Genomic DNA, 26,307 nt, shown 5'->3' on the forward strand with positions numbered 1-26,307 from the left:
GGGTACTGGGCGGGCCATGTCCGAACTGGTGGGTCAGGCAGCCAAGCGGGTGCTGCTGCCGGTGGCCCTGCTGCTCTCCGTCATGGTGCTGCTCGGCGTCCTCGTCACCCGGGTCTTCGCGCACACCTGGCCGCTCACGGTGGAGGACGCGGTCAACCGCGAGCTGGCCGCCGACCGGACCGCCGGCTGGAACGACGTCTCGCTGGTGTTCAGCACGCTGGCCAGCACCCAGTTGATCGTGCTGGTCACCGCGATCGTGGCGGTGGTCCTGCGGCTGGTGCTGCACCGCTGGCGGGAGCCGCTGTTCCTGTGCGCGGCGGTCAGCGCCCAGGCGCTGGTGTTCCTGCTGACCACGATGGCCATCGACCGCCGCCGCCCGGCGGTCGAGCACATGGACGTCTCCCCGCCGACGTCCAGCTTCCCGTCCGGGCACACGTCGGCCGCCGTGGCGCTCTACGTCGGCATCGCGGTGCTGCTGGCGCTGCGGGCGCGGAGCACCCCGGCGAAGGTCGCCTGGTGGGCGCTGCTCCTCCTGGTGCCGGTCGGCGTCGCCCTGACCCGGATGTACCGGGGCATGCACCACCCGAGCGACGTGCTGGCGTCGTTCCTCAACGGCGGCACGTGCGTGGTGATCATGGCCCGGGCGGTGCTGGACCGGGGGGTGCGGTGGAGCCGGGAGAAGCTGCCCACGATCGGGCGACCGGCCCGGGTCCCGACGGCCTGAGAGCCGGACAGCCGGCCCGGGTCCCGACGACTGCCTGAGCCGAACGGCTGGCCCGGCCGCCCGGGGCGGCAGCGCTCCTGCGGCTCAGGTGCATTCGCCGGTGCCGACCGGGCGGGTCCGCTCCGCGCCGGCCAGGGCGACCGGGCGGGCCTCGGCCGCCGTCACCGCGAAGCCGGTGTTCGGATCGTCGGCCGCCGCCGCGAAGATCACCCCGAGCACCAGGCCGTTCGAGGAGAGCAGCGGCCCGCCCGAGTTGCCGCTGCGCACCAACGCCCGGATCGTGTAGATCTCCCGGGTCACGTCGCCGGAGGAGTAGATGTCCGGGCCGGTGATCCGGTCGACGTCCCGGATCCGCGCCGACTGGGCGTTGTACGGCCCGTCGAGCGGGAAGCCCAGCACGATCGCGTCCGCCCCGCTGCCCGCGTTGCCGGCGGCGAACCGCAGGGACGGGCCGGGCAGCCCCGGCACCCGCAGCACGGCCAGGTCCCGGTCCGGGTCGTAGACGACGACCTCGCCGTCGTACCGGTCGCCGTTCAGCTCGACCGCCACCGACCGGGTGCCGGCCACCACGTGCGCGTTGGTCATCACCCGGTCGTCGGCGTACACGAAGCCGGAGCCCTCGATGCGGCGCGCGCAGCTCGGCGCGGAGCCCAGCACCTTGACCACCGCACGCCGGCCGTCGGCCACCACCTGCGAGCCGGCGAGCGCCGGGTCGGGTGGCTCGACCTGCCGGGCCCGGGTGGGCGCGAGGTCGCCGAAGACGTCGGGGAAGCCGTTGGTGTCGACGGTGTCCCGCAGCGCGGTGGACAGCTCCTGCGCCTGGTCGGGCAGGACCCGGTCGACGACGGTGAGCAGCGCGCTGTTGCGCACCGAGGAGGCCAGCCAGGGCAGCGAGGACGAGCCCAGCGGCACGGCCACCAGCCAGGCGACCAGCATGACGGCGAAGAGCGAGACGACCGCCCCGCCGATGTCGTCGGCCCGCTTGGCGATGTCGCTGGTGATGGTCTGGCGCAGGTGCGAGCCGAGCCAGCCGGCCAGCGCCTGCCCCACCACCGCCAGCCCGAAGACGGCGACGAGGGAGATCAGCACCCGGGTGCCGCTGTCGGTGAACTGGCGGGCCAGCAGCGGGCCGACCTGTAGACCGATGAGCGCGCCCAGGAAGAACCCGGAGAACGACAGCACCCCGATGACGAAGCCCTGACGGTATCCGCTGATCGCGAACACGAGCATGAGCAGGAGCAGAACGAGATCCACGGCGGACACGCCCCAAGGGTACGGGCAGCGGGCCCGCCGGGTGCCCGCCGCTCGCGGAACGTGACGGTCCGGTCGGCGTCCGGCTGCCCCGTCGGGGTCAGGTCAGCGGCCCGGCCATCTCGTCGGCGGCGTCGGTGCCGGCGGAGGGCGCCGGGGCGGCCCCGGCCGGCGGCAGGTCGACGACCCGGTCGTCCGGCCAGGGGCGGGCCCACCCGCCCATCTCCAGCAGGGCGGCGAGCACCCCGGCCGTGAAGCCCCAGACCAGCATGCCGCGCACCGAGAAGGCCGGGCCGATCCAGCCGCTCGGGTGACGTACCCGCAGCCGGTTCTCGGGGGCGACCAGCTCGGCGACCGGCAGCCGGGCGACGTGCGCGACCTCGGCCGGTTCCCGGGGGTGCACCGGGTGCGGCCGGTGCCACCAGCCGAGCACGGGGGTCACCACAAAGTCGCTGACCGGGATCCACAGCCGGGGCAGTTCGGCGAGGACGGTGACGCTGGCCGGGTCGAGGTCGACCTCCTCGTTGGCCTCGCGCAGGGCGGTGGCGGCGGAGTCGGCGTCGCCCGGGTCGGCCGCCCCGCCGGGGAACGCCGGCTGCCCGGCGTGGTTGCGCAGGGTGGCGGCGCGTTGCAGGACCAGCACGTCCGGGCCCGCCCCGGGCTCCTCGCCGAGGAGCACGAGCACGGCGCTCTCCCGCCCGCCGCTGGCCGGGGTGACGATCCGGGTGAAGTCCTCGGCGCGGGCGGAGCCCAGCCGGGACAGCAGGGGGTGCATCCAGGGCGGCGGCGTACGGCTCACGCCGGCACCACCACGCCGAGGTGCTCGCGGACCAGCGCGGCGAGCCGGGCGTCGTCCAGCGCGCCGGAGGTGTCGACGTGCCGGATGCGGCCGTCCGCGCCGACGAGCACGGTCAGCGGGACGGCGTTGCGGTTGAGCGCCCGGCGCAGGCTCTCGCCCTGGTCGAACAGGACGGGGAAGCGCACGCCGAAGTCCTCGCCGATCGACTGGGCGGCGTCCCGGCTGTCGCGGGTGTTCACCCCGATCACCTGGAGCCGGCCGTCCGCGCGCTCGCTGAGCCGCTGGAACGCGGGCAGCTCCTTGCGGCAGGGCGGGCACCAGGACGCCCACAGGTTGACCACGGCGGGCCCGCGCACGTCCCGCAGGGCGACGGGGTCGCCGCCGGTGAAGCAGGGCAGGGTCAGCTCGGGCAGCTCCGCACCGCCGGAGCCGGCGGGGGTGGGCGCGGCCGAGGGGGGCGGCACGGTCAGGGTCGCGCAGGCGGCGAACGGCGACGGCTGGGTGTTCCGCCGGGGCTCCGTCGTCCTCTCCTCGGTCGGGGTCGCCGTGCAGGCGGCGGCGAGCAGCACGAGTGGCAGGAGCAGGGCGGCCAGCGGACGCCGGGCCGCCAGCGGGTGCCGGGCCGCCGACCGGCGCGGGGCGGGCCGCGACGCCGGACGGGACGGCCGACGCCGGGCGGTGGGGCGGTGCGTCACGGCGCCTCCGCGGCGACCGCCTGCTGCGGCACCAGCTCCGGGTCGACGCCCGCCGCGACGGCCAGGTCCCGCGCCCGGGGGCCCTTGAGCAGCTTCGCGGCCGGCGCGGGCTCCGTCGGCCCCGTCCCGTACGACGGGCAGAGCTTCACCAGCGTGCACGCGCCGCAGGCCGGCTTCTTGGCGTGGCAGACCCGCCGGCCGTGGAAGATGATCCGGTGCGACAGCATCGTCCAGTCGCGCTTCGGGAACATCGCGCCGATCGCGTGCTCGATCTTCACCGGGTCGGTCTCGGCGGTCAGCCGCCAGCGGTGCACCAGCCGCTGGAAGTGCGTGTCGACGGTGATGCCGGGAACGCCGAAGGCGTTGCCGAGGATGACGTTGGCGGTCTTGCGGCCCATTCCGGGCAGCGTCACCAGGTCGGCGAGCTTTCCGGGGACCTGCCCGTCGTACCGCTCGACGAGGGCCTGGCCCAGCCTGATCAGCGAGTTGGTCTTGTTGCGGTAGAAGCCGGTGGGCCGGATCAGCTCCTCCAGCTCGGCCCGGTCCGCCCCCGCGTAGTCGGCGGCCGTCGGGTAGCGGACGAACAGCTTCGGGGTGACCTCGTTGACCTTCTTGTCCGTGCACTGGGCGGACAGGATCGTGGCGACGGCCAGCTCCAGCGGATTGCTGTGGTCCAGCTCGCAGTGGGCGTCGGGGTGTGTCTGGGTGAGCACCCGGTGGATCTTCCGGGCGCGACGCGTGCGGCCGAGGTCGGTCTCGTTGGCTCCGGGGGGACTGGTGGTCACGACGGAAAGCCTACGTCGACCCGGTGACGGCGCGTCGAGCCACGCGGCCCGGCCGCGCCCGGCGACGGGTGGCCGGGCCGCCGGCTCACGGCTCGGTGATCCGGCCCTCGTCGTCGAGGCGGGCGCCGCTCTTCGGGAAGTCGAGCCGGGTGAGCTCCCGGACCAGGTCGAGGCCCCGGTCGTCCGGGTCCATGGTCGGCTTGCCGATCGAGTTCATGTACGTCGAGGTGAACGACCCGCCGGCGAAGCTGCCGTCCGGCTTCAGCGACACCTTGAGCACGCCGCCCCAGCCGAGCCGGCCGTTGTTGCTCAGCGAGTTGCCGCCGCCGGCGAAGTTGCCGAGGCTGTAGGCGATCAGCCGGCCCTGGTAGAACTCCATGCCGCGCAGCACGTGCGGGCCGTGGCCGACGACCAGGTCCGCCCCCGCGTCGATCATGGCGTGGGAGAACTTGATCGGGTCGCCCCGGTTCTCGCCGAGGAACATCTCGGTGCCGGGGCGCACCCGGGTCTTGTCCGCGCCCTCGCCGCCCATGTGCACCTGCACGACGACGAGGTCGGCCATGGTGGCCGCCTTCTTGATCACCGCGCGGGCGGCGTCGATGTCGACCAGGCTGTTGGACCAGACGTACGACGAGAAGCCGGCGACGGCGACCTTGACGCCCTCGACCTCGACCACGGTGATCTGGTCGGGCGCCCCGGTGTGTTCCAGGTCGTGCTTCTCCAGGGCGGCCTGGGTGTTGCGGTAGCCCTTCGGGCCGTAGTCGTAGCCGTGGTTGTTGGCCTGGTTGAGCAGCTCGAACCCGCCGTCGCGCAGGTGCGCGGCGTACTCCGGCGGGGCGCGGAACTGGAAGCAGCGGGTCGAGTTGGCCCCGCACTTGCCGGTGCCGGTGTCGACGGTGAGCGGCTCCTCCAGGTTGCCCATCACCAGGTCGGCCGCGAGCGCCTTCTTGACCGAGTCGAAGAAGCCCTTGCCGCCGTTCGGCGGCAGCCGGTTCGGCGCGTTGCCCATGATGATGTCGCCGGTGGCCGAGAGCGACACGCTCTCGACCTTGCCCTCCGGGGCCTCGCCGGAGGGTGCCGGGGCGGCGGTGCCGGTCGCGCCGGCCCGGTTGCCGGGCTGCCAGGTGGGCGCGTCGGTCGTCTCGGCGCAGCCGGCGGCGAGCAGCGTGCCGAGCAGCACGCCGAGGGCGAGCGCGGCCCGGCGGCGCGGGCGGGCGGCCCCGGCGCGGGGCAGGCGGGGACGGGGGCCGGGGCGGGCGGGAGCGTACATCGCCCGCGACGCTACCGGGCGGGATACGCGGTGACGATGGCCGATCGGCCGAAAAATCAGGCCGTGCGCCGTTCGGACCAGGGGACCACGGTCCCCGCCCCGCCGGCGAGCACGGCGGCGTGCACCGCGCGGGCCAGCGGGGCGCCCCAGGCGGAGCGGGGCCCACCGTAGGCGGACGGCTCGCCGCCGGCCGGGCAGAGCACGGTGACGGCGTCGGTGGGGGTGCCGGTGGCCGCGAGTCCCAGCTCCCGGATCGCCTGCGCCTTCGCCTCGGTCGCGGTCGCCACCGCGTTGACCAGGGCCGCGTCGCCGAGCCGGACGGGCACCTCGACCACGATGTTGACCGTGCCGACCCGGTGGGCGGGCACGCCGCGCCGGGCCGGGCCGGGCGCGGCGGCGGGGACGGGGTCGGGGTCGGCGGCCTGGTCGGGGTCGGCGGCCGGGTCGGGCGCGGCGGCCTGGACGGGGGTGCCCAGCCCGACGGTCGCCCAGACCCGCACCCCGGCGTCGGCGCGGGCGACCACCTCGGCGACGTCGACACCGGTCAGCAGGCCGACGCCGGGCCCGTCGAGGCCGAGCTGGCCGGCCAGCTCGGCCAGGTGGTCGGCCGGGTCGTCCCGGTGGTACGACATGGGCACGGTCGCGTTGACCACCCAGTGCCGCACCCCGATCCCACCGCCGAGTGGCGCGGAGCTGACGCTCAGTAACGGCCGGTCGGCGCGCCACACGAGCAGCGGGACGTCCCGGCCGTCCTCGCGGCGGCTGGTCAGGGTCGGCTCGGCAAGCACGCCGCCGACCCTACGTCCCGGGCGCGCCGAGGGGGACCAGGGGTTTCCCAGGGGTGCGGCTCTGATTACCGCTCACGTGCGCCTAGACTGGCCTCGCGCGAGGGATCAGCGGACGGCGGCCCGGCCGAGAAGACGGCACGCGCAGGCGGAGGTGCGCGATGGACGAGGTACTGGCTCGCAGCGGGATCTTCCAGGGAGTCGACCCGGAGGCTGCCGAGGCGCTCGCCAAGGAGATGGAGACGATCGAGGTCCGCAAGGGCGAGGTCGTGTTCAACGAGGGCGAGCCCGGCGACAGTCTCTACATCCTCCTGTCCGGCAAGATCAAGGTCGGTCGCCGGGCGGCCGACGGCCGGCAGAACCTGATCGCCGTGATGGGCCCGTCGGACATGGTCGGCGAGCTGTCGCTGTTCGACCCGGGCCCCCGCACCGCGACGGCCACGGCGGTGACCGACACCCGCCTCGTGCGCCTGCGCAAGCAGGCCCTGCGGCCGTGGCTCAACAACCGGCCCGAGATCGCCGAGCAGCTGCTGCGGGTGCTGGCCCGCCGGCTCCGCCGGACGAACGACTCGCTGGCCGACCTGATCTTCACCGACGTGCCGGGCCGGGTCGCGAAGAACCTGCTCCAGATGGCCGGGCGGTTCGGCACCCGCGACGGCGGCGTGCTGCGGGTGACCCACGACCTGACCCAGGAGGAGATCGCCCAGCTCGTCGGCGCCTCCCGGGAGACCGTCAACAAGGCGCTCGCCGACTTCGCCTCGCGCGGCTGGCTGCGGCTGGACGGCAAGAGCATCATCATCCTCGACCCGGAGCGCCTGGCCCGCCGCGCCCGCGTCTGAGTCGTCCCGTGCCCGCCCCGGCGGGCGTTCTGCCCGGCGGAGAATCCCTGGACGGGCAGGCGGGCCGGGGCGCACCGTGACGGGATGCTGGAACGGGTCGCTGTCCTCTCCGACGTCCACGGCGCGCTACCCCCGCTGGAGGCGGTGCTGGCCGAGCCGGACGTGGCCGCCGCCGACCTGATCGTGCTCACCGGCGACATCGCCGCCGGTCCCCAGCCCGTCGAGGTGCTGGACCTGCTCGCCGGGCTCGGCGACCGGGTCCTCTGGGTGGGGGGCAACGCCGACCGGGAGCTGGTCGGGGCACGGGCCGGGCGGCCGTCCGGGATCGCGGTGTCGGACTGGGCCGCCGGGCAGCTCCGCGACGATCAGGTCGCCCGGTTGGCCGCGCTCCCGCTCACGGCGACCCTGCCGGTCGTCGGGCTGGGCGAGGTGCTGTTCTGCCACGCCACGCCCCGCGACGACGAGGAGGTCGTCCTCGTGGACTCCCGGCTGTCCCGCTGGGCCGAGGTCCTCGCCGACGTGCCGGCCGACGTCCGGACCGTGGTCTGCGGGCACACCCACATGCCGTACGCCCGGCTGGTCGACCGGCGTCTGGTGGTCAACGCGGGCAGCGTCGGCATGCCGTACGGCGGGCCGGGGGCGCACTGGGCGCTGCTCGGGCCGGGGGCGCAGCTGCGGCGTACCGCGTTCGACGTCGACGCGGCGTGCGCGCGGGTCGCGGCGGAGTCCGGCTTCCCCGACGCCGCCGGCTGGGCCGACGAATACCTCCGTTCCCGGCACAGTGACGCCGAGGCGCTGACCGTCTTCGCCCCCCGCGACGGCCGCTGACCCGACCCCAAGACGGCGCCCCTGCCGGTTGCGCCCGGGACGGCATCCACGCGGCGGACTAGGGAGCTGAGTCGTCTGCGACATCGCCAGGTGCCCGGCGACCGGTGAGCCGTCGGCGACATCAGCTCCCTAGCGGGTACGGACGACATCAGCTCCCCAGCGGCACGGACGACACCCGCTCCCAGCGGGCGCGGACGACGTCAGCTCCCCGGCGGGCACGGCTCCCCGGCGGGCGCGGACGGCACCCGCCACGAGCGCGTCCCGACCAGCGGACGCCACCCGGCACACACAAAAAAGTCAGGCTTGACTGTTTGTTTTGGCGGCGGCACGCTGACCGGGTGACCGCCGCACCGACCCGCGTCCCGCAGCAGGAGCGCAGCCGCGCCACCCGGGCCCGGCTGCTGGAGGCGACCGTCGACTGCCTGGTCGAGCACGGCTGGTCCGGCACGACCACCACGGTCGTGGCGGCCCGGGCCGGGGTGTCCCGGGGCGCCCAGCTGCACCACTACCCCACGAAGGCCGCCCTGGTCACCGCCGCCGTCGCGCACCTGGCCGAGCGCCGGGCCGACGAGCTGCGCACCGAGGCCGAGGCGCTGCCCGCCGGCCCGCAGCGGCTCGACCGGGTGATCGACCTGCTCGGCGCGGCGTTCACCGGCCCGCTCTTCGTCGCCGCCCTCGAACTCTGGGTCGCCGCCCGCACCGACGCCGAGCTGCGCGCCGCCCTGGTCCCCCTCGAACGGCAGGTCGGCCGGGAGATGCACCGGCTGACCGTGGCGCTGCTCGGCGTCGACGAGCGCCGCCCCGGCGTCCGCGAGGCCGTGCAGGCGACCCTCGACCTGCTGCGCGGGCTCGGGGTGGCCAACCTGCTCAGCGACGACTCGGCCCGCCGCACCGCCCTGCTCACCACCTGGAAACGCCAGCTCGCCGCCCTGCTCACCCCCTGACCGGCCCGCCCCACCGGCCCACTGGAGGCACGATGGTCGACCTTACGAACCCGCGCAGCCGCCGCGTGAGCGGGCCGCTGCGGGTCGGCAACGCGTCCGGCTTCTACGGCGACCGGGTGACCGCGTGGCGGGAGATGCTCGACGGCGGCGACCTGGACGTGCTGACCGGCGACTACCTGGCCGAGCTGACCATGCTGATCCTCGGCCGGGACCGGCTGCGCGACCCCGCCCTGGGCTATGCGAAGACGTTCCTGCGCCAGCTCGAGGAGTGCCTCGGCACGGCGCTGGAGCGCGGGGTCCGGATCGTGACCAACGCCGGCGGGTTGCACCCCGCCGGGCTGGCCGCCGCGATCGGGTCGCTCGCCGACCGGCTCGGCCTCACCGCCCGCATCGGGTACGTCGAGGGCGACGCGCTGCCCCGTCCCGACGCGCTGACCGCGAACGCGTACCTGGGGGCGTTCGGGATCGCCGCGTGCCTCGACGCCGGGGCGGACGTCGTGGTGACCGGCCGGGTCACCGACGCTTCCCTGGCCGTCGGGCCGGCGATCGCCCGCTACGGCTGGGGGCGCGGCGACCTCGACGCGCTGGCCGGGGCGACCGTGGCCGGGCACCTCATCGAGTGCGGGGCGCAGGTCACCGGCGGCAACTTCAGCTTCTTCACCGAGCTGCCCGACGGCGGGCACCGCCCCGGCTTCCCGCTCGTCGAGATCCACCCGGACGGGTCCTCGGTCGTCACGAAGCACCCGGGCACGGGCGGCGCGGTCACCGTGGAGACGGTCACCGCCCAGCTGTTGTACGAGGTGGGCGGCCCCGACTACCTCGGCCCGGACGTGGTGACCCGGCTGGACACGGTCGAGCTGGCCGCCGACGGGCCGGACCGGGTGCGCGTCACCGGGGTCCGGGGCACGCCCCCGCCGCCCACCCTCAAGGTCGGGGTGAACAACCTCGGCGGGTTCCGCAACTCGATGACGTTCGTCCTGTGCGGGCTGGACATCCCGGCGAAGGCGGCCCTGGTCCGGGGTCAACTGGAGGCGGCGGTCGGCACCGCGGGGCTGGAGTTCGTGCTGGCCCGCACCGACCACCCGGACGCGGGCGACACGGAGGCGGCGAGCGCGCTGCTGCACGTACACCTGCGGGACGGCGACAAGGCGCGGGCCGGGCGGGCGTTCTCGGCCGCCGCCGTGGAGCTGGCGCTGGCCTCCTACCCGGGCTGCACGCTGACCACCCTGCCCGGCGACGCCACCCCGTACGGGGTGTTCACCGCCGACGCCGTGCCGCAGGACGCGGTGGAGCACGTGGCCGTCCTGCCGTCGGGCGAGCGGGTGCCGATCGCTCCCCCGCCGGTGACGTGTTTGCAGGGGCCCCCTGTACAACAGAATGCGTTAACAAGGGGCCCTTCCTTGCACCCGCAGCGCGCAGCGCAGCCGCACCCGCAGCGGACGCGGCGGGGGGCGCTGGGCGAGGTGGTCGGGGCGCGCTCCGGCGACAAGGGCGGCGACGCGAACCTGGGCGTCTGGGCGCGTACCGACGCGACCTGGGCGTGGCTGCGCCACTGGCTGACCGTCGAACGGCTGGCCGAGCTGCTGCCGGAGACCGCCCCGCTGACCGTCGAACGGCACGAGCTGCCGAACCTGCGCGCGGTGAACTTCGTGATCCGGGGGCTGCTCGGGCAGGGCGTGGCCGCGTCGACCCGGTTCGACCCGCAGGCGAAGGCGCTGGGCGAGCTGCTGCGCTCCCGCGTGGTCGACCTGCCGACGGAGGAGATGCAGCGGTGAGCACACTGGACAGCACGCTCGACCCGGCCGCGCCGGCCTTCCGGGCCAACCGGGACGCCCTGCTGGCGCGGCTCGCCGAGCTGGACGCGGCCCTCGACTCCGCCCGCGCGGGCGGCGGGGCGAAGTACGCGGCCCGCCACCACCAGCGCGGCAAGCTGCTGCCCCGGGAGCGGATCGAGCTGCTGCTCGACCCGGACAGCCCGTTCCTGGAGCTGTCGCCGGTCGCCGCGTACGGGACGGACTTCCCCGTCGGGGCGAGCGTGGTCACCGGGATCGGCGTGGTCGAGGGCGTGGAGTGCCTGGTCGTCGCCAACGATCCGACGGTTCGCGGCGGCGCGGTCAACCCGTGGTCGCTCGCGAAGACCCGGCGGGCCGGGGAGATCGCCCTGGCCAACCGGCTGCCGATGGTCAACCTGGTGGAGAGCGCCGGGGCGGACCTGCCCACCCAGGCGGAGATCTTCATCCCGGGCGGGCGGGTGTTCCGCGACCTGACCCGGCTCTCGGCCGAGGGCATCGGCACCGTCAGCGTGGTGTTCGGCAACGCCACGGCCGGCGGCGCGTACGTGCCGGGGATGTCCGACCACGTGATCATGATTCGGGACCGGTCGCAGGTCTACCTGGCCGGGCCGCCGCTGGTGAAGATGGCCACCGGCGAGGTCACCGACGACGAGTCCCTCGGCGGCGCGGCCATGCACGCCACCCGTTCCGGCCTGGCCGACTTCCTCGCGTCCGACGAGCGGGACGGCATCCGGCTGGCCCGGCAGTGCGTCCGCCGGCTCAACCGGCGCAAGCAGGGCCCGCCGCCGCGTACGGCGTTCCCCGCCCCGCCGAGGTACGACCCGGAGGAGCTGCTCGGCGTCGTCAGCGCCGACCTGAAGGTGCCGTTCGACCCGCGCGAGGTCCTGGCCCGGGTGCTCGACGGCAGCGAGTTCGACGAGTTCAAGCCCGCGTACGGGACGGCGCTGGTCACCGGGTGGGGCGAGCTGCACGGCTACCCGGTCGGGGTGCTCGCCAACGCCCGGGGCGTGCTGTTCAGCGAGGAGGCGCAGAAGGTGGCCCAGTTCATCCAGCTCGCCAACGCGGCCGACACCCCGCTGGTCTTCCTCCAGAACACCACCGGCTACATGGTCGGCACCGAGTACGAGCAGCGGGGCATCATCAAGCACGGCGCGCTGATGATCAACGCGGTGTCGAACTCGAAGGTGCCGCACCTGACGGTCAACCTGGGCGCCTCGTACGGGGCCGGCAACTACGGCATGTGCGGGCGGGCGTACGAGCCGAGGTTCCTGTTCACCTGGCCGAACGCGAAGTCGGCGGTGATGGGGCCGGCGCAGTTGGCCGGGGTGCTGTCGATCGTGGCCCGGCAGGCCGCCGCCGCCCGGGGGCAGGAGTTCGACGAGGACTCCGACGCCGCCATGCGGATGATGGTCGAGCAGCAGATCGAGTCGCAGTCGGGGGCGTTGTTCCTCTCGGGCCGGCTCTACGACGACGGGGTGATCGACCCCCGGGACACGCGTACCGTCCTCGGGCTCTGCCTGTCGGCTATCCACAGTGGACCGGTCAGGGGTGCCGACGGCTTCGGCGTCTTCCGGATGTAGGGGGCTGCTTTCATGATCACCCGACTGCTGGTGGCCAACCGGGGCGAGATCGCCCGGCGGGTCATCGCCACCTGCCGGGCGCTCGGCGTCGCCACGGTCGCCGTGCACTCCGACGCCGACGCCGACGCGCCGTTCGTCGCCGAGGCCGACCTGGCCGTACGCCTGCCGGGGAACGCGCCCGCCGAGACGTACCTGCGGGTCGACCTCATCCTGGACGCGGCCCGCCGCACCGGCGCGGACGCCGTGCACCCCGGCTACGGCTTCCTCGCCGAGAACGCCGAGTTCGCGGCGGCGGTGACCGACGCGGGCCTGACCTGGGTGGGCCCGCCCGCGAAGGCGATCGCCGCGATGGGCGACAAGGTGGCGGCGAAGGCGCTGCTGGCCGACGCGGGCCTGCCGATGCTGCCCACCTGGACCGACCCTGACGAGATCACCGACTTCCCGGTGCTGGTGAAGGCGTCCGCCGGGGGCGGCGGGCGCGGCATGCGCATCGTCGCCGACCCGGCCGGGCTCGCCGAGGCCGTCGCTTCGGCGCGCCGGGAGGCGACAGCGGCGTTCGGCGACGGCACGGTGTTCGTCGAGCGGTACGTCGAGCGGGGCCGGCACGTCGAGGTGCAGGTCTTCGGCGACACCCACGGTGCGGTCGTGGCGCTGGGCGAGCGGGACTGCTCGATCCAGCGCCGGCACCAGAAGATCGTCGAGGAGGCCCCGGCGGTCCTGCCGGACGGGGTGCGGCAGCGGCTGCACGCCGCGGCCGTCGCCGCCGCCCGCGCCGTCGGGTACGTCGGCGCGGGCACGGTCGAGTTCCTGCTCGCCCCGGACGGGCGGTTCTTCTTCCTGGAGATGAACACCCGCCTCCAGGTGGAGCACCCGGTCACCGAGGCGGTCACCGGGCTGGACCTGGTGCGGCTGCAACTGCTGGTCGCCGAGGGTCAGCCGCTGCCGCTGGCGGCGGCCCCGCCGCCCGACGGCCACGCCGTCGAGGTACGCCTGTGCGCCGAGGACCCGGCGCGCGACCACCGGCCGGCGACGGGCGTCCTGCACCGGTTCGCGGTGCCACAGGTGGCGGGCGAGTTCGCCCCGACGAAGGGGCTGCGCCTCGACTCGGGGGTCGCGGACGGCTCGACGGTCGGCGTGCACTACGACTCGATGCTGGCGAAGCTGGTCGCCTGGGCGCCGACCCGGGCGGAGGCGACCCGGCTGCTGGCCGGCGCGCTGGCCCGCGCCGAGCTGCACGGGGTGACCACCAACCGGGACCTGCTGGTCCGGGTGCTGCGCAGCCCCGCGTTCGGGGCGGCCGAGGTGGACACGGGTTTCCTCGACCGGCACCCCGACGTGTTCGCCCCGCTGCTGCCGCCCGACGAGCTGCCGCTGGCCGCCCTCGCCGCCGCGCTCGCCTCGGCCGCGGCGCGCCGGGCGACGGCCCCGGTGCTCGCCGGGCTCCCCTCCGGCTGGCGCAACGTGCCATCGTTCCCGCAGGTGATCCGGTACGCGGGGCCGGGCGGCGACGAGATCGAGGTCCGCTACCGACTGGACCGCGCCGGCGCGCTCGCCGACCACTCTGTGTCCTCGGCTGTGACTCTTGTGCAGGCCGCCCCCGACCGCGTGGTCCTCGACGTCGACGGGGTGCGGCGCGCGTACTCCGTACACCGGGTGGGGTCGCAGGTCTTCGTGGACGGCCCGGACGGGGCGGCGAGCCTCACCGAGCTGCCGCGCTTCCCGCTGCCGACGGCGGAGCTGGCGGCCGGGTCGCTGCTCGCGCCGCTGCCCGGCGCGGTGGCCCGGGTGCACGTCGAGGTCGGCCAGCGGGTCGCCGCCGGTGACCTGCTGCTGACCCTGGAGGCGATGAAGCTCGAACACCCCGTGCTCGCCCCCGCCGACGGCGTGGTCGCCGAGCTGCCGGTGCCGGCCGGCGGCCAGGTCGACACCGGCGCCGTGCTGGCCGTCGTCACCACCCCCGAGGAGACAACGTCATGAACTTCGACCTCACCGACGAGCAGGAGCAGCTCCGCGACGCCGTCCAGGCGCTGGGCCGGAAATACGGTCACGGCTACTTCGTGGAGAAGGCGAAGGCCGGCGGGCACACCACCGAGCTGTGGGAGGAGGCCGCCCGGCTCGGCTACCTCGGCGTCAACATCCCCACCGGGTACGGCGGCGGGGGCGGCGGCATCACCGAGCTGGCCATCGTCTGCGAGGAGCTGGCCGCCGCCGGTTGCCCGCTGCTGCTGCTCGTGGTCTCCCCCGCCATCGTCGCCACGATCGTCACCAGGCACGGCACCGAGGAGCAGCGCCAACGGTTCCTGCCCGCCATGGCCGACGGCACGCTGAAGGTGGTCTTCGCGATCACCGAGCCGGAGGCCGGGTCCAACTTCCACCGGCTCGGCACGGTGGCCCGCCGCGACGGCGACGACTGGCTGCTGACCGGCCGCAAGTGCTACATCTCGGGCGTCGACGAGGCACAGTACGTGCTGGTGGTGGCCCGCACCGAGGACGCGGCGACCGGCAAGCTGAAGCCGGCCCTGTTCCTCGTGCCGACCGACGCCCCCGGGCTGACCCGGTCCAAGCTGGACATGGAGATCGTCTCCCCGGAGAACCAGTTCATGCTCTACCTCGACGACGTGCGGCTGCCCGCCGACGCCCTGGTCGGCGGGTCTCTCGACGCCGGCCTGCCCGCCCTGTTCGCCGGCCTCAACCCGGAGCGCATCACGGTCGCCGCGATGGGCATCGGCACCGGCCGGTACGCGATCGAGCGCGCCAGCGGGTACGCGGCCACCCGCAAGGTGTGGGGCGGCCGGAGCATCGGCACCCACCAGGGCGTGTCGCACCCGCTCGCGCACGCGGCCGTGCAGGTGGAACTGGCCCGCCTCATGATCTACAAGGCGGCCACCCTGTACGACGCGGGGCGCGACCTGGAGGCCGGCGTCTCCGGCAACATGGCCAAGTACGCCTCCGGCGAGGCCGCCGCGCTCGCGGTCGACACGGCGGTGCAGGCGCTGGGCGGCGCGGGCATGACCACGGAGTACGGGGTGGCGACGCTGCTGGGCGCGGTGAGAGCGGGAAGGATCGCCCCGGTGAGCCGGGAGATGATCCTCAACTTCGTGGCGCAACACGTCCTGGGCCAGGACAAGTCCTACTGACGCCCCCGCCCCACCCCCGCCTCGGTGATCAAGAAGTTTGCGTCATCGATGAGATCAACTTTGACGCTTTTCTCTTGATCACGAGGCGATCAGGAGGCGAGGGTGCCGGTCTTGAGGATTTTGAAGTGCAGCACCGGACCCTGCTGGTCCTTGCTGTCGCGGACCATGATGACCTTGGCAGGCGTGGCGACCTCTACACAGTTTCCGCCCCCGTTGCTGCGGCTGCACTTCTTCTACACGGGCACGCCCATGCGTTCCCCCGAATCTATTCGGCGTAGTCACTCGAACCACCATATTTCAATCCACCAATGTTTGATCCGTCAAACCGGCGCTTTCCGTTGAATTCGGCCATCTCGAAATCGGTGTCGCCGTTGAACGCCGCCCGACCGAACCAGGCGTCGCCACTAAAGACCGATGCACGAAACCTGGCCTCGCCATTGAAGGTGGCCGCGTCGAACCAGCCGACGCCGTTGAACATCGTTCTACTGTAACCCGCGTCACCCTTAAACAAGGCCAGACTGAACCAAGCGGTATCGTTGAAAGTAACATCATCGAACCAGGAATCGCGGTCGAATGTCGCGCCACCGAACGCCGCCTCGCCGTTGAAGATTGCTTCGTTGAACCAGCCACCCGCACCGAACATCACCCTGCTGAACGCCGCCTCGCCGTTGAACCTCGCTTCGCCGAACCATCCGGTGTCGTCGAATACTGCCCCACTGAACCAAGCATCACCGTTGAAGACCACCTGACTAAACCAGGCAACACTGAACCTCGCCTTGCCGAACCAGGCATTACTACTGAAAGTCGCTTGGTCGAAGCCAGCCTCCCGACCAAACCTCACCCTGCTGAAATGAGCATCCCGGACGAAACTCGCCTTATTGAACCGCGCCTCACCATTGAATGTCGCTCGATCGAATCTGACTTCGCAGCCGAAACTGACTTCGTCGAACCAGACTTCGCGACCGAAGGCAACATTGCGGAATCGAGAATCACCACTGAAAATCGCTTCACTGAAACGAGTACCGTGGCTAAACCTTGCTTTATCAAATAGAACGCCACCACCGAATTCCACCTTATTGAATCGAGCATCACGACCGAAAACCGCCTTGTCGAATCGGACATCGCCTCCGAACTTCGCTACGCCAAATCGGGCATCCCGACTGAAGGTTGACTTATTGAACCGGGCGTCGCCACTAAATGTCGCGTCGTCGAACCGAGCATCGCCGCTGAAGATCGCCGCAGAAAAGATGGCGTTGTGAAGATGGCAGCTAGCGAAGTTTGCATCAATGAGAAGCGCCCCCGTCAGGTCGAGCACAACCTTGTTCCCCCAGTAGTTTGGGTCGGCTTCCCCCTCCTGCGTCTTGACGCGGAGATGTCGAGCGAGGATGCGTTGTGCAGCAAGACGGACTTCCCGCTCCTCCCAGGGGTTTTGCTGTGGTTCCTCTGTTTGCGTTCCGCCGACAGAACCCGGATTAGTGGATTCTTGCTCGCCTGCCAAAAGTTGTTGGACAGCAGTATCGGGCGCGGATTCAGTACCTGGAAGCGTGTAAGGCATGCGCAGGTACGCACAGATGACTTCAACGATGCTCTGTCGGTGAGTTGGGTTGTCTTGAGCTAGGCGTTCAAGAGCATATAGGCCAGCGAGGCGGACCGGGGCCTTCTCCGACCCCAACTGATCAGCGGCTTTGACGTAAAGCTCGGTAACGCGCTTCTCACCGGCGTCGTACTCGGTCGCTTGTTGGGTTCGCTCCGCCAGTTGTTGACGCCGAAAAGCCAGTAGCAGCGCCAACGCTCCGGTTACACCAGCACCGATGGTCAAACCGGTGCGAATGCTTTCTACCCGAAGCTGCGCTCGTTGCACACGGTCGCCGCTCCCGGGTACCACATGTTGAAGCCACACGACAGCAAGCCCGGTGACGCCGGCGATCAGGAGTGCAGCTACCGGCAATAGCTGCCATGACAGTGGGCGAAGCGGCCGGTCCGGCGGCAAGGGGGCGGCGGACGTCTCACGCCCTCGCCAACCGGGACGCCGCAACATCAAGCCTGCGGCCAAGACCGCCAGGCTCACCGCCACGGGCAGCACGACCGGCCACCGTCTGCCCAGCCCCTGCCACCAAACGAACGGGATCTGCGCCATGACGACGGCCAGCAACCCGAGTCCTCCGGCCGCCACCAGGGATACGTCTAGCCGCTTCCTCACAGCTCGAAATGGTCGCATCCGGAACCAACATGCACAGCAGACGGTTGCCTACTCAGCCAAGCGCTTGATCACTGGCTTGAGGCTGGGCTCGGGCGAACCGAACCGCACGCTGGCGCAACCCATCCGGGCGCTTTCGAGGGGTGGAAACAGAGAAACTCCTGGTCAGGCGCCAGACGGCTATGATCAAACTTTGCTAAGCTACCTGGAAAGACCTCGGGGTCCTGGTAGTAGTCAGTAGTCGATGCTTCCGGCCTTGAGGCCCTTGACGAAGCCGGTCCACTGCTTTGAGGTGAAGGACAAGAGCGGGCCATGCCGGTCCTTGCTGTCACGCACCATGATCTTGAGTAGGTTGTCAGCCACCTCGATGCAGCTACCGGACGAGCCAGAGCGGCTGCTCTTCTTCCACTCTGCGCGGGACACGTCCATGCCCACCTCTTCCTACGCGACCAGCTCCTGAGCGATCGCACGAAGCGTATCCCGGGTGGCTGCGGGCGACAGAGCCAGAGCACAGAGCTGCTCGAACGCCGTGGCGTAGGCGGCGACCTCCGCCGGTCGCTCCAGGTAGAGCGCTCCCGTGAGCGTGTCCATGTAGACCAGGCGGTCCTCGGCAGCGTCCGGGTAGGGCGCTGGCATGTGCGGGAAGTCGAGGATCGTGAAGCTGCCGTCGAACCCAGTGCCCGCCTCGAACGGCAGGAGTTGGATCTGAAGCCGGGTGCGGGCGGAGTGCTCGACAAGCTTCATGATCTGCGCGTGCAGCACCTCCGGTCCCCCGACCGCACGGCGAACCGCTCCCTCATCGAGGACGACACGCAGCACCGGCTGATCGTCGCCGCCGAGGATGGCTTGACGCTCCATCCGCAGCGCGACCTGTCGTTCCACCTCCTCGTCGCGCATCGCCACCGGAGCACCTCGGAAGACGGCACGGGCGTAGTCCTCGGTCTGGAGCAGGCCGTGCACCATCTGGCACTCGTAGATCCGCATGGCGGACACTTCTGATTCCATCCCGACGTAGGTCGCGAACCAGTCGGGCAGCACGTCGCTGTACCGCTGCCACCAGCCTCGCTGCCGCGCCTGCCGGGCTACCGCGATGACAGCTTCGGCCTGGTCGCCGTCCACTCCGTACAAGTTGAGCAGCGCCCGTACGTCGTTGGGGTGCGGGCGGACCTCAGCCGTTTCGATCCGGCTCAGCCAGCTCGCATCGTGGTCGACTCGCCGGGCCGCTTCCGCCGATGTGATGCCGGCTCGCTCTCGGAGCTGACGCAGGGTCGTCGCCAGCCGTCGACGTCTGACAGTGGGGCTCTGACGTGGGGGCATACCGCCATCTTGCCAAGAACGGACCGGAATCCCGTTCGCAACACGCCAACCGGAATCAGTAGTTCGCACATTGCGGATTCCCGAAGTGCGTGGGACGGTGTTGCTGGATGTGGCGGTCGGATGACCGTGCGTGGCCCGGCCGCCACGTCCCCGCACCCGGAGGAGGCAGGGATGCGCAGACGCATCAGCTACGGCCAGTACCTCGCCGCCGTCGCGGCGACCCTCGCCCGCCGGCACCGGCCGGTCTGGTCCTGGATCCGGTGGCGGTACGTCTGCACATGCGGCGACGAGCTGCCCTGCCGGCAGCGACACAGGGTCCCCATCGGTCGCCGCCACTGGCCGGGTGAACGCGAGTGATCGCGCCCGGCCCCGCCCCCCACGCGCCCGAGCCCACCTCCCAGGCGGCCGGCGTGACCGAGTTCCGGGCGGGGATGGTGCTCCACGTGACCCGGGCGGCGAGCCCACAGTTCGTCCAGCCGATCTTCTTCCGGCTGATCAAGGTCCGCGAGGACTGGATCACCTACCACGGCTGGGTCTGGTTGCACGGCTACCAGCTCGACGCCAGGGGCGAGGCCGTGGCGCAGCGCTCCATCTTCGTACAACCTGCGGGGTTGATCGTGCAGGCGACGCCCCTGCCGGCGGCCCGCCCGGCGCGCCGCCCGCGGCAGCCCCGACCGGTCGCCCAAGCGCGAGAGGGCAAGAAATCGATAGATCGACAGGTATAGCATCCCTGGACATCGCCGGTCCGTTGCCGCCCACCGGTTGCCGGACCGGGCCTGCCCCGCCTCACCAGGAGACCCCGGAGGAACGATGCACCTCAGGTTCGCCCGTACGGCAGCAGCCGTCGTCCTCGCGCTCGGTGCCGCCGTCGCGCCGGCCGCCGCCGCCAGCGCCCACCCCGACGGCGACTGGGTCAGCGTCTACCCGCCGATCCAGGGCTCCTCGACCTGGGACCGCTTCGGGCAATCCGGCCCCGCGTCCCACCACATCGTCTTCGGCAACTGGGGCTACAACAACGACTGGGCGGTGGACATCTACCGCAACCCCGGCGGCACCATCGTCTCCCCCTTCGGCTCCAAGACCGCGTCCGGCCACCCGGTCACCGTCACGGTCGTCACCGTCCGGCCGGGCTGCGCCACCGGCAACCTCGCCGACGGCGGCTACCGCATCGGGCTGGAGGCGCGGGACACCACGACCGGCCAGATCCTCGCCCGTGCGGACGTCATGCACGTCAACAACAAACCCGGCGGCATCGCCGTGGGCGCGACGGTGGGGCCGTGGACCAAGCTCGGCGAGACCGGCCGGTTCCGCTACTCCAGTTGCTACCAGGTCAACGGCGACAGCGGCGCCCACGTGCACCTTGAGGTGATCAACCAGCACCGGTACTCGTGCTACATCGCGCGCGGCGCGAACACCGGCCTCGGCGACGAGACCGTGATCGGCCGGGCCGGCGTCCACTACACGGGCCAGCGCCAGGCCTGCTGACCCCGGATCCCGCTGGCAATCTTGGTACGGGAGGGCCCCTCCGGGGGCGCTTCCGTACCAAGATCCGCCGGACCTGCCGACGGGACGAGGCGGGTGGAACCTCGTGTTTGCTGAGATCGCGTGTTTGGCAGCACGGCAAACACGGCCTTGCAACAAACTCCGGAGTGGAGGTGAGAGCTGACGTCACCAGCCGCGGGTGCGCCACTCCTCCAGCGACGGCCGCTCCGCGCCGGGTAGGAGCGGGACTGGCTGTCGACCACGACCCGCACGCTAACCCCCCGGTCGTACGCGGCCGACAGGTCTCGACACCCGCGTGAGCGTGAAGTGGTACATCGCCACCCGGATCGTGGACCCGGAGGCAGCACCCTGGATCAGCCGCTGCACATGCTCGACGATGGCGTACTGCTCACTGGCCACCGTCGGGTTGTTGAAGACCGCGCCGGAGGTCACGGCCGCGACCGCCGGCGTGGCCGGGGCCAGGAGCGCGGCGGCGGCGAGGCCGCCCGTGACGATCAACCCGACGGTACGACGTAGAAGCATGAGAACTCCTCGGTGGCAGGGCGGCCGGCTCCCCGGCCCGTCGCGAACCGGAACGCCCAGCATGCCTACGCTGCGCGCATTCTCCGCAACTCCCCGCGACCACTTTCGACACCGGCAATGGACCCCCATCACCGAGGCGTGACACAGCGCAACCATCTCACCCGACGCCACCACCCCGGCGAACCCCTTTGCTCTGCACCCACATACGCAACGAATCACCCAGCGCAACCCGCCGCCACACCTCCCCGCATATCCGTCCGCAAATACGACCAGCTCAGGGCAGGTGTTGCGGATATGGGTGCAGAGCAAAGGAGACGGGAGGCGTCTGGCGAGGTCGAAGGGCCGCGACGAAGAGTCAGATCAACCGCGCAGCGGACCCGGGCCGCGCAGCTATCACGCGCCGTGATCGGTGCCCGGCGAGTCCAGGGGTCCGCAGTGGCGTGGCCCCGGCCGGCATACTGGGGGCGTGCGGGAAGACCGCGAGTTCGCGCAGGCGGTGGAACGGCTGTACGCCGCCTTCGCCCACCGCCCGCTGCCGCCCGACATGACCGCCTGCGAGCACTGTGTCGACCCGGCCGACGTGGCGCTCTTCGCGCGTACGCCGCTGCGGGAGCTGACGCCGGACCAACTCGGCACGTACCTGATGAACCCGGGCACCTGGGGGGACGGGACGGAGCTGCCGCACCTGGTGCCCCGCCTGCTGGAGGCGTACGCCACCGGGGAGATGGAGCACTGGCTCTGGCCGGACGCCGTGACGCGCCGGGTCGGCGAGCAGTGGCTGGCCTGGCCGGCCGAGGAACGGGACGCGGTCGAGCAGTTCGCCCGCGTCTGGTGGCGGCTGACCCTCGCCGGGTTCCCGTCCGTCACGCCCGCCTGGGACCTGCTGACGGCGGTCGCGGAGCTGGGGGTCGACGTCGGGCCCTACCTGGCCGGGTTCGCCGACGGGCCGGGCGACGGGCCGGCCCGGCACCTGGCCGAGGTCATCGGGATCTGGTCGTCCGGCGGTTCCCTGCCCGACGGCGCGGAGGAGTCGATGCGACGTTGGCTGGCCGGACCGACGCCGGTCGACGTGCTGTGGACAGCCGTGGGCACCTCGGCCAGCCCGGAGGTCGTCGCCGAACTGACCGACGCCGCCGAGCACGTCCACCTGCTCCGGGGGAGGCAGGTCAGCCGGTGACCCGGCAGGCGGCGTCGATGCGGTGCACCGGGCGGACCCGCCGCCCCAGCGCCTCCAGCAGCGAGTCCTCCACGTGGAAGTCGCGCACCCGCAGCCGGTGCCGGGGCAGCTCGCCCTCGCTCGGGCAGAGCACCTGCGCCGTCACCTGGTCGATCGGCACGTACCGTACGCCGCCGTGCTCCTGGAGCAGCACCATGCTCACGTCGTCCACGACGACGACGTGCCCGCGCACGTCCTCCGTGGTGTCGGGCGCGGTCTGCACGGTGGTGACGGTCAGCGGCAGCACCGGCGTGCTGATCACCGGCAGCGCCGCCCAGACCAGCATGGCCAGCACGGCGGCCTGGGTGATGGAGGCCAGCGGCCGGATCACCGCGCCGGGCAGCGGCCCGGCGATGGCGAGCGCGAGCACCGGCGGCACCACGAACAGGGCCACGACCAGCGTCTCGCCCTGCCGCCAGGCGTCGAGCAGGGTCGGCGCGAGCAGGAACAACCAGCCGCCGAGCAGGGCCGCGACGATGAGCACCCGCGCCACGGCCAGCTCGTGCAGCCGCTCGGGGCGGAGCTGGAACGCCGCGGCGAACGCGGGCAGCAGCAGCGGCAGGTAGAGGATCTGCCAGGTGGTCAGGGCGAGCAGGAAGCTGGTCAGCACGAACCAGGTCGGGGTGAGGTCCGCCCAGCGGGCGAAGAGCGGACGGCGGTGCCCGGGGAGCCGGTCGACGCTGACGCCGAGCACCGCGCCGAGGGCGAACACCGCGACCAGCCCGGTGGCGAGCAGCCGGGCGGCCGTGGTGAGGAACCCGGCGAGCAGGTTGACCGGCCCGACGTTGGCGACCAGCAGCAGGGTGGTCTGGAGTTCGCCGCCGGCCTCCACGCCGAGCCGCAGCACGGAGAAGACGGCGGGCACGGCCACCACGACGGCCCAGAACGACTGGCTGGCGCGCGCCCGACGCTCGGCCGCGCCGGCACCGGAGGCCGAACCGGAACCCGAACCGGGGGCGGAACCGGAGACGGGGGCAGGGGCCGAGGCGGGGGCGGGGGCGGGCGCGTCGTCGCCTGCGGCGGCGACCGGTGCGGTCATGAGGGGCGGACCTTGTCGTCGAAGTCGACCAGCTCCGGGACGTCCAGCGTCGGCGGCTGGGTCTTCGGCTGCCGCAGCCACGGCCCGAGGGTCCGGTGGTACGCGGTGAGCCAGGGGCTGGTCTGCCCGCTGCGCCCCTGCTGGTAGCTCTTGTCGAGGAAGAACGCGACGAGGTCGCGCAGCGCCGGGTCGCTGATCGGCACCCCGACGCCGATCTGCTCGCTGGTGCCGAAGGGCATGTCGACGATCGTGAAGTCCTTCGGGTGCCGGGAGAGGAACCCGGCGAGGATGGTCTCGTCGGAGCTGACCGCGTCGTACCGCCCCGCGAGGATGCCCTCGACGCAGTCGCCGACCTCCTTGACCACGAACACCCGGATCTGGTGCCTGCCCAGCTCGGCCTCGGTGGTCGAGCCGCCGCTGGTGCACACCTTGTAGCGGGGGTCGCGCAGGTCCTCGATGGTGCGGATGTTGTCCCGGAGCCGGTTGGGGACCATCGCCTCCTGGGTGGTCACCAGGTACGGCCCGGCGAAGCTGACCAGCTTCGCGCGCTCCTCGGTCATCGAGAAGGTGGAGACCACCAGGTCGACCAACCCGCCCTGGAGGGCGGGGATGCGGTCCTCCGTGGACACCGGCACCCACTCGATCCGGTGGTCGCCCGCGTAGCCGAGCTGGGCAGCGACGTACCGGGCGATCTCGATGTCGAACCCGGTGTAGGCGCCGTCGCGCAGCTCGCCCATCAGCGGGCCGGTCGTGGAGACGCCGATCTTGATGGTCGGCTGGCCGTAGATGTGCGTCTCGCGCAGCTTGTCGTTGACGGACGGGATCCGGGGCTCCTGCCGGCTGTCGCAGCCGGCGGCAGCCGCGAGCACCAGGGTCAGTGCGACCGCCAGGGTGGTGGCGACGGAGCGGACCCGGGAACGGGGGAGGAACTGGTTCATCGGCGACCTCGCTGACCCGTGCAACTGCGGGACACCGACAGTAGCCAAACGGATCCATTCCCGTGGTCGGTGATCCGACGGCCCGGGGGTACGGCGGACGCCCGATCGCCCGCCGTGCCCCCGGGTGTCCTCAGCGGACGGTCAGCGTGCCGACCGCCGGCAGCGGGGCGACCACCGGGGGCAGCCGCTTCGGCTCGCCGCGGGCCGGCGCGGCCCGCCGGGCCAGGTCGTCCTTCGTCGCGGTGACCCGGGTGCCGGCCGCACCGGCGGCCGGCTCGGCGAAGGGCTGGACGTCGCCGACGCAGACCTTGCCCTCGGCCGGCAGCGTCCCGTCGATCAGGTACGCCTCGATGGCGCCCGTCGCGCACGCCGAGGTGCCGTACGCGGTGTGGCCCCAGTTGTCGCTGCTGAGCAGGCGGCTGTTCGGCAGCAGCGCCGCCGAGGCGACCGCGCCCCGGTAGTTGGTCGCCGGGTCCCAGTAGTTGCCGACCACCAGCACCGGGGCGCTGGTGCGCCTGTCGAACGGCCCGGAGTAGGCATCCTCGTCCCGCACCGTCCAGGTGCCGCGGGCGCACGGCGCGGTGGCCCAGGCCCAGATCCGGCCGAAGTAGGGCGCCCGCGCGTCCTGCTTCGCGGCCAGCGCCGGCCACGAGCCGGCGTCCTTCGGGTGGTACGCGTCGGTGCAGTCCACCCCGAGGAAGGTCTCCAGGCTGTTGTCGTACGGGAAGTCGTACCCGCGGCGGGCCTGTCGGGTGGCGGCGGTGGCGGCGCGGCGGGCGAGCGCCGTGCGGGCCTCGGCGCGGCGGGCCGCCGTGGCCGCCGCCGGGTCGGTGAGCACCAGCAGGTCGGCGGTCATCCCGACGATGTCGTCGTAGCCGTACGGGGCGTAGAGGTCGTTCAGCATCGCGCCGACGTAGTCGGCGTAGCTGACCGTGTACGTCTCCCCGGTCTCCGGGTCGTCGAACACCAGGGGCTTCCCGCGCAGCCGCGTCGCCACGGTCTCGACGGCGGCGACGGGGTCTCCGGCGGCGAGCGCGCAGGCCTGCGGGCCGGCGGAGGCGCAGCGCCTCAGGATCTCCCGCAGCGCCGTGTACGCGCCGCCGGCGCTGGCCAGCCGGCTCTCCTGGAGCTGGTTGCGGGCCTTGCCCCGCCCCACCCACGCGTTCGGGTCGAGCACGCCGTCGACGACGATCGCGCGGACCCGGTCGGGGAACATGTTGGCGTAGTACTGCCCGAGGGCGGTGCCGTAGCTGAAGCCGAGGTAGCTCAGCTTCGGGTCGCCGACGGCCCGGCGCAGCACCTCCATGTCCCGGGCCACCTCGGCCGTCGACATCGCGCCGGTGAGCGGCTTGCCGGTGCCGGAGCACGCCCTGCCGATCGCCTTCGACGAGGCGACGTACGCCTGCTCCTCGGCCTTCGTCCACGGGAAGGCCACGTTCAGCCCGGCGTACGCCTTGGTCTGCTCCTTGACCGACGGGAAGCACCTGACGTTCTCGCTGGCGGCGACGCCGCGCGGGTCGACGCCGACGATGTCGAACCGGTCGAGCAGGTCGTCGCCGAGGAAGTACGGCGCGGCGAGGGCCAGGTCGGTGCCGGAGCCGCCGGGGCCGCCCGGGTTGACGAAGAGGCTGCCGATCCGGTTCTTCTGGTCGCGCGCCTTGACCCGCAGCACCGCCACCTCGGTGGTGGCGCCCTTCGGCTTGTCGTAGTCGAGCGGAAGCCGCACGGTCGCGCACTCGGCGGTGCCGTAGCAGGCGTACCAGTCGAGCTTCGGCGTCGGCACGCTGTCGACGCGCCTGGCCTCGACGGGGTCGGTCCGGTCCGAGGTGGCCGGACGACCGAAGCCGGCGGTGGGCGGTGCCGCGCCGGCCGGCGCGACGGCCGTTCCGGCGAGGACGATCCCCGCGATTCCTGCTGCGGCGAGAGACCGGGTTGTTCGGGGCATTCGGCTGCCTTCCGGTGGGCTACAGGACGTGTCGGGGCAACCCCGACTCTCGTCACTCTAGGGACCCGGGCCCACGACCAGCGCCCGCAAAATGCCTGGGAAAAAGTCATTTCTCCGACTGATGTAACGAATTTCGCCACTTCGACGCTGCGGCTTCACCCGTCCACTGGGGAGCGCGGGCGGGCGGGCCGGGCGGACGG

At 72.4% G+C, this 26,307-nt stretch carries 25 protein-coding genes and 1 pseudogene; 12 read left to right on the forward strand and 14 right to left on the reverse strand.

From position 1 onward, the window contains the following. Window positions 1–16 precede the first annotated feature (16 nt). Complete coding sequence (locus O7633_RS16760) at window positions 17–724, forward strand: phosphatase PAP2 family protein (protein ID WP_282328436.1); 708 nt, start codon at window positions 17–19, stop codon at window positions 722–724. Window positions 725–808: 84 nt separating this feature from the next. Here the strand turns inward: O7633_RS16760 and O7633_RS16765 are convergent, their stop codons facing one another. From O7633_RS16765 to O7633_RS16790, 6 genes are all read right to left on the reverse strand, one after another. Further along, on the reverse strand, window positions 809–1,987 hold the full coding sequence (locus tag O7633_RS16765; protein WP_043964968.1) for a MarP family serine protease: 1,179 nt from the start codon (window positions 1,985–1,987) through the stop codon (window positions 809–811). Window positions 1,988–2,075: 88 nt separating this feature from the next. After that, on the reverse strand, window positions 2,076–2,774 hold the full coding sequence (locus O7633_RS16770) for a CoA pyrophosphatase (RefSeq protein ID WP_282328437.1): 699 nt from the start codon (window positions 2,772–2,774) through the stop codon (window positions 2,076–2,078). Beyond that, entirely contained in the window at window positions 2,771–3,385 is a 615-nt protein-coding gene (locus O7633_RS16775) for a TlpA disulfide reductase family protein (protein WP_282328582.1), read from the reverse strand. The genes O7633_RS16770 and O7633_RS16775 overlap by 4 nt, the downstream gene beginning before the upstream one ends. 80 nt (window positions 3,386–3,465) lie before the next feature. Then, window positions 3,466–4,254, reverse strand: coding sequence for an endonuclease III (gene nth / locus O7633_RS16780; RefSeq protein WP_278129861.1), 789 nt, complete (start codon window positions 4,252–4,254; stop codon window positions 3,466–3,468). A gap of 85 nt (window positions 4,255–4,339) precedes the next feature. Further along, a complete protein-coding gene (locus tag O7633_RS16785) occupies window positions 4,340–5,524 on the reverse strand; it encodes a CapA family protein (RefSeq protein WP_282328438.1) in 1,185 nt (394 codons plus the stop codon). Window positions 5,525–5,580: 56 nt separating this feature from the next. After that, window positions 5,581–6,312 carry an adenosylcobinamide amidohydrolase gene (locus tag O7633_RS16790; protein WP_282328439.1) on the reverse strand — a complete coding sequence of 244 codons (732 nt, stop codon included), beginning with the start codon at window positions 6,310–6,312 and terminating at the stop codon, window positions 5,581–5,583. 158 nt (window positions 6,313–6,470) lie between these two features. On the opposite strand from O7633_RS16790, the gene O7633_RS16795 reads away from it, so the two are divergent. The 7 genes from O7633_RS16795 (at window position 6,471) to O7633_RS16825 (ending at window position 15,430) form a co-directional block, all read left to right on the forward strand. Beyond that, window positions 6,471–7,148 (forward strand): Crp/Fnr family transcriptional regulator, encoded by a 678-nt coding sequence (locus O7633_RS16795; RefSeq protein WP_007073398.1) that lies wholly within the window; start codon window positions 6,471–6,473, stop codon window positions 7,146–7,148. A gap of 84 nt (window positions 7,149–7,232) precedes the next feature. Continuing rightward, window positions 7,233–7,976 carry a metallophosphoesterase family protein gene (locus O7633_RS16800; protein ID WP_282328440.1) on the forward strand — a complete coding sequence of 248 codons (744 nt, stop codon included), beginning with the start codon at window positions 7,233–7,235 and terminating at the stop codon, window positions 7,974–7,976. 338 nt (window positions 7,977–8,314) lie between these two features. After that, entirely contained in the window at window positions 8,315–8,920 is a 606-nt protein-coding gene (locus O7633_RS16805) for a TetR/AcrR family transcriptional regulator (RefSeq protein ID WP_282328441.1), read from the forward strand. A gap of 65 nt (window positions 8,921–8,985) precedes the next feature. Beyond that, window positions 8,986–10,695 (forward strand): acyclic terpene utilization AtuA family protein, encoded by a 1,710-nt coding sequence (locus O7633_RS16810; RefSeq protein ID WP_282328583.1) that lies wholly within the window; start codon window positions 8,986–8,988, stop codon window positions 10,693–10,695. Next, window positions 10,692–12,293: a carboxyl transferase domain-containing protein gene (locus O7633_RS16815; protein ID WP_282328442.1), complete on the forward strand. Its 1,602-nt coding sequence runs from the start codon at window positions 10,692–10,694 to the stop codon at window positions 12,291–12,293. The genes O7633_RS16810 and O7633_RS16815 overlap by 4 nt, the downstream gene beginning before the upstream one ends. 12 nt (window positions 12,294–12,305) lie before the next feature. After that, a complete protein-coding gene (locus O7633_RS16820) occupies window positions 12,306–14,270 on the forward strand; it encodes a biotin carboxylase N-terminal domain-containing protein (RefSeq protein ID WP_282328443.1) in 1,965 nt (654 codons plus the stop codon). Next, the gene (locus O7633_RS16825; protein ID WP_282328444.1) at window positions 14,267–15,430 is read left to right on the forward strand and encodes an acyl-CoA dehydrogenase; all 1,164 of its coding nucleotides are present in this window, start codon (window positions 14,267–14,269) and stop codon (window positions 15,428–15,430) included. Before O7633_RS16820 ends, O7633_RS16825 begins: the two co-directional genes overlap by 4 nt. Before the next feature lie 89 nt (window positions 15,431–15,519). On the opposite strand, the pseudogene O7633_RS16830 reads toward O7633_RS16825, so the two are convergent. The 4 genes and pseudogenes from O7633_RS16830 to O7633_RS16845 all read right to left on the reverse strand — a co-directional run. After that, window positions 15,520–15,654: pseudogene (locus tag O7633_RS16830) on the reverse strand (DUF397 domain-containing protein); the annotation flags it as partial. Window positions 15,655–15,695: 41 nt separating this feature from the next. Beyond that, window positions 15,696–17,582 (reverse strand): pentapeptide repeat-containing protein, encoded by a 1,887-nt coding sequence (locus O7633_RS16835; RefSeq protein WP_282323094.1) that lies wholly within the window; start codon window positions 17,580–17,582, stop codon window positions 15,696–15,698. 279 nt (window positions 17,583–17,861) lie between these two features. Further along, window positions 17,862–18,056 carry a DUF397 domain-containing protein gene (locus tag O7633_RS16840; protein WP_282323095.1) on the reverse strand — a complete coding sequence of 65 codons (195 nt, stop codon included), beginning with the start codon at window positions 18,054–18,056 and terminating at the stop codon, window positions 17,862–17,864. A gap of 12 nt (window positions 18,057–18,068) precedes the next feature. Next, window positions 18,069–18,944, reverse strand: coding sequence for a helix-turn-helix transcriptional regulator (locus tag O7633_RS16845; RefSeq protein ID WP_282323096.1), 876 nt, complete (start codon window positions 18,942–18,944; stop codon window positions 18,069–18,071). A 171-nt stretch (window positions 18,945–19,115) separates the two neighbouring features. Here O7633_RS16845 and O7633_RS16850 point away from each other — a divergent pair, with 171 nt between their 5' ends. The 3 genes from O7633_RS16850 to O7633_RS16860 all read left to right on the forward strand — a co-directional run bounded on the left by O7633_RS16850 (window position 19,116) and on the right by O7633_RS16860 (window position 20,429). Beyond that, window positions 19,116–19,301: a hypothetical protein gene (locus tag O7633_RS16850; RefSeq protein WP_282323097.1), complete on the forward strand. Its 186-nt coding sequence runs from the start codon at window positions 19,116–19,118 to the stop codon at window positions 19,299–19,301. Between the two features lie 74 nt (window positions 19,302–19,375). After that, window positions 19,376–19,669: a hypothetical protein gene (locus O7633_RS16855; RefSeq protein ID WP_282328584.1), complete on the forward strand. Its 294-nt coding sequence runs from the start codon at window positions 19,376–19,378 to the stop codon at window positions 19,667–19,669. Window positions 19,670–19,754: 85 nt separating this feature from the next. After that, on the forward strand, window positions 19,755–20,429 hold the full coding sequence (locus tag O7633_RS16860; protein ID WP_278129877.1) for a hypothetical protein: 675 nt from the start codon (window positions 19,755–19,757) through the stop codon (window positions 20,427–20,429). A gap of 270 nt (window positions 20,430–20,699) precedes the next feature. Here O7633_RS16860 and O7633_RS16865 read toward each other — a convergent pair whose 3' ends face one another. Next, a complete protein-coding gene (locus O7633_RS16865) occupies window positions 20,700–20,969 on the reverse strand; it encodes a hypothetical protein (RefSeq protein ID WP_282323098.1) in 270 nt (89 codons plus the stop codon). Window positions 20,970–21,435: 466 nt separating this feature from the next. Here O7633_RS16865 and O7633_RS16870 point away from each other — a divergent pair, with 466 nt between their 5' ends. Then, window positions 21,436–22,146, forward strand: coding sequence for a hypothetical protein (locus tag O7633_RS16870; protein WP_282323099.1), 711 nt, complete (start codon window positions 21,436–21,438; stop codon window positions 22,144–22,146). Here O7633_RS16870 and O7633_RS16875 read toward each other — a convergent pair. The 3 genes from O7633_RS16875 to O7633_RS16885 form a co-directional block, all read right to left on the reverse strand. Then, window positions 22,136–23,224 carry a hypothetical protein gene (locus tag O7633_RS16875; protein ID WP_282323100.1) on the reverse strand — a complete coding sequence of 363 codons (1,089 nt, stop codon included), beginning with the start codon at window positions 23,222–23,224 and terminating at the stop codon, window positions 22,136–22,138. The two genes, O7633_RS16870 and O7633_RS16875, sit on opposite strands and share 11 nt — an antisense overlap. Further along, window positions 23,221–24,162: a transporter substrate-binding domain-containing protein gene (locus tag O7633_RS16880; protein ID WP_074472233.1), complete on the reverse strand. Its 942-nt coding sequence runs from the start codon at window positions 24,160–24,162 to the stop codon at window positions 23,221–23,223. Before O7633_RS16880 ends, O7633_RS16875 begins: the two co-directional genes overlap by 4 nt. A gap of 130 nt (window positions 24,163–24,292) precedes the next feature. After that, complete coding sequence (locus tag O7633_RS16885; RefSeq protein WP_282323102.1) at window positions 24,293–26,107, reverse strand: alpha/beta hydrolase; 1,815 nt, start codon at window positions 26,105–26,107, stop codon at window positions 24,293–24,295. Window positions 26,108–26,307 lie beyond the last annotated feature (200 nt).

This window comes from Micromonospora sp. WMMD712, from assembly GCF_029581295.1.
In the GTDB taxonomy this organism is placed as follows: domain Bacteria; phylum Actinomycetota; class Actinomycetes; order Mycobacteriales; family Micromonosporaceae; genus Micromonospora; species Micromonospora carbonacea.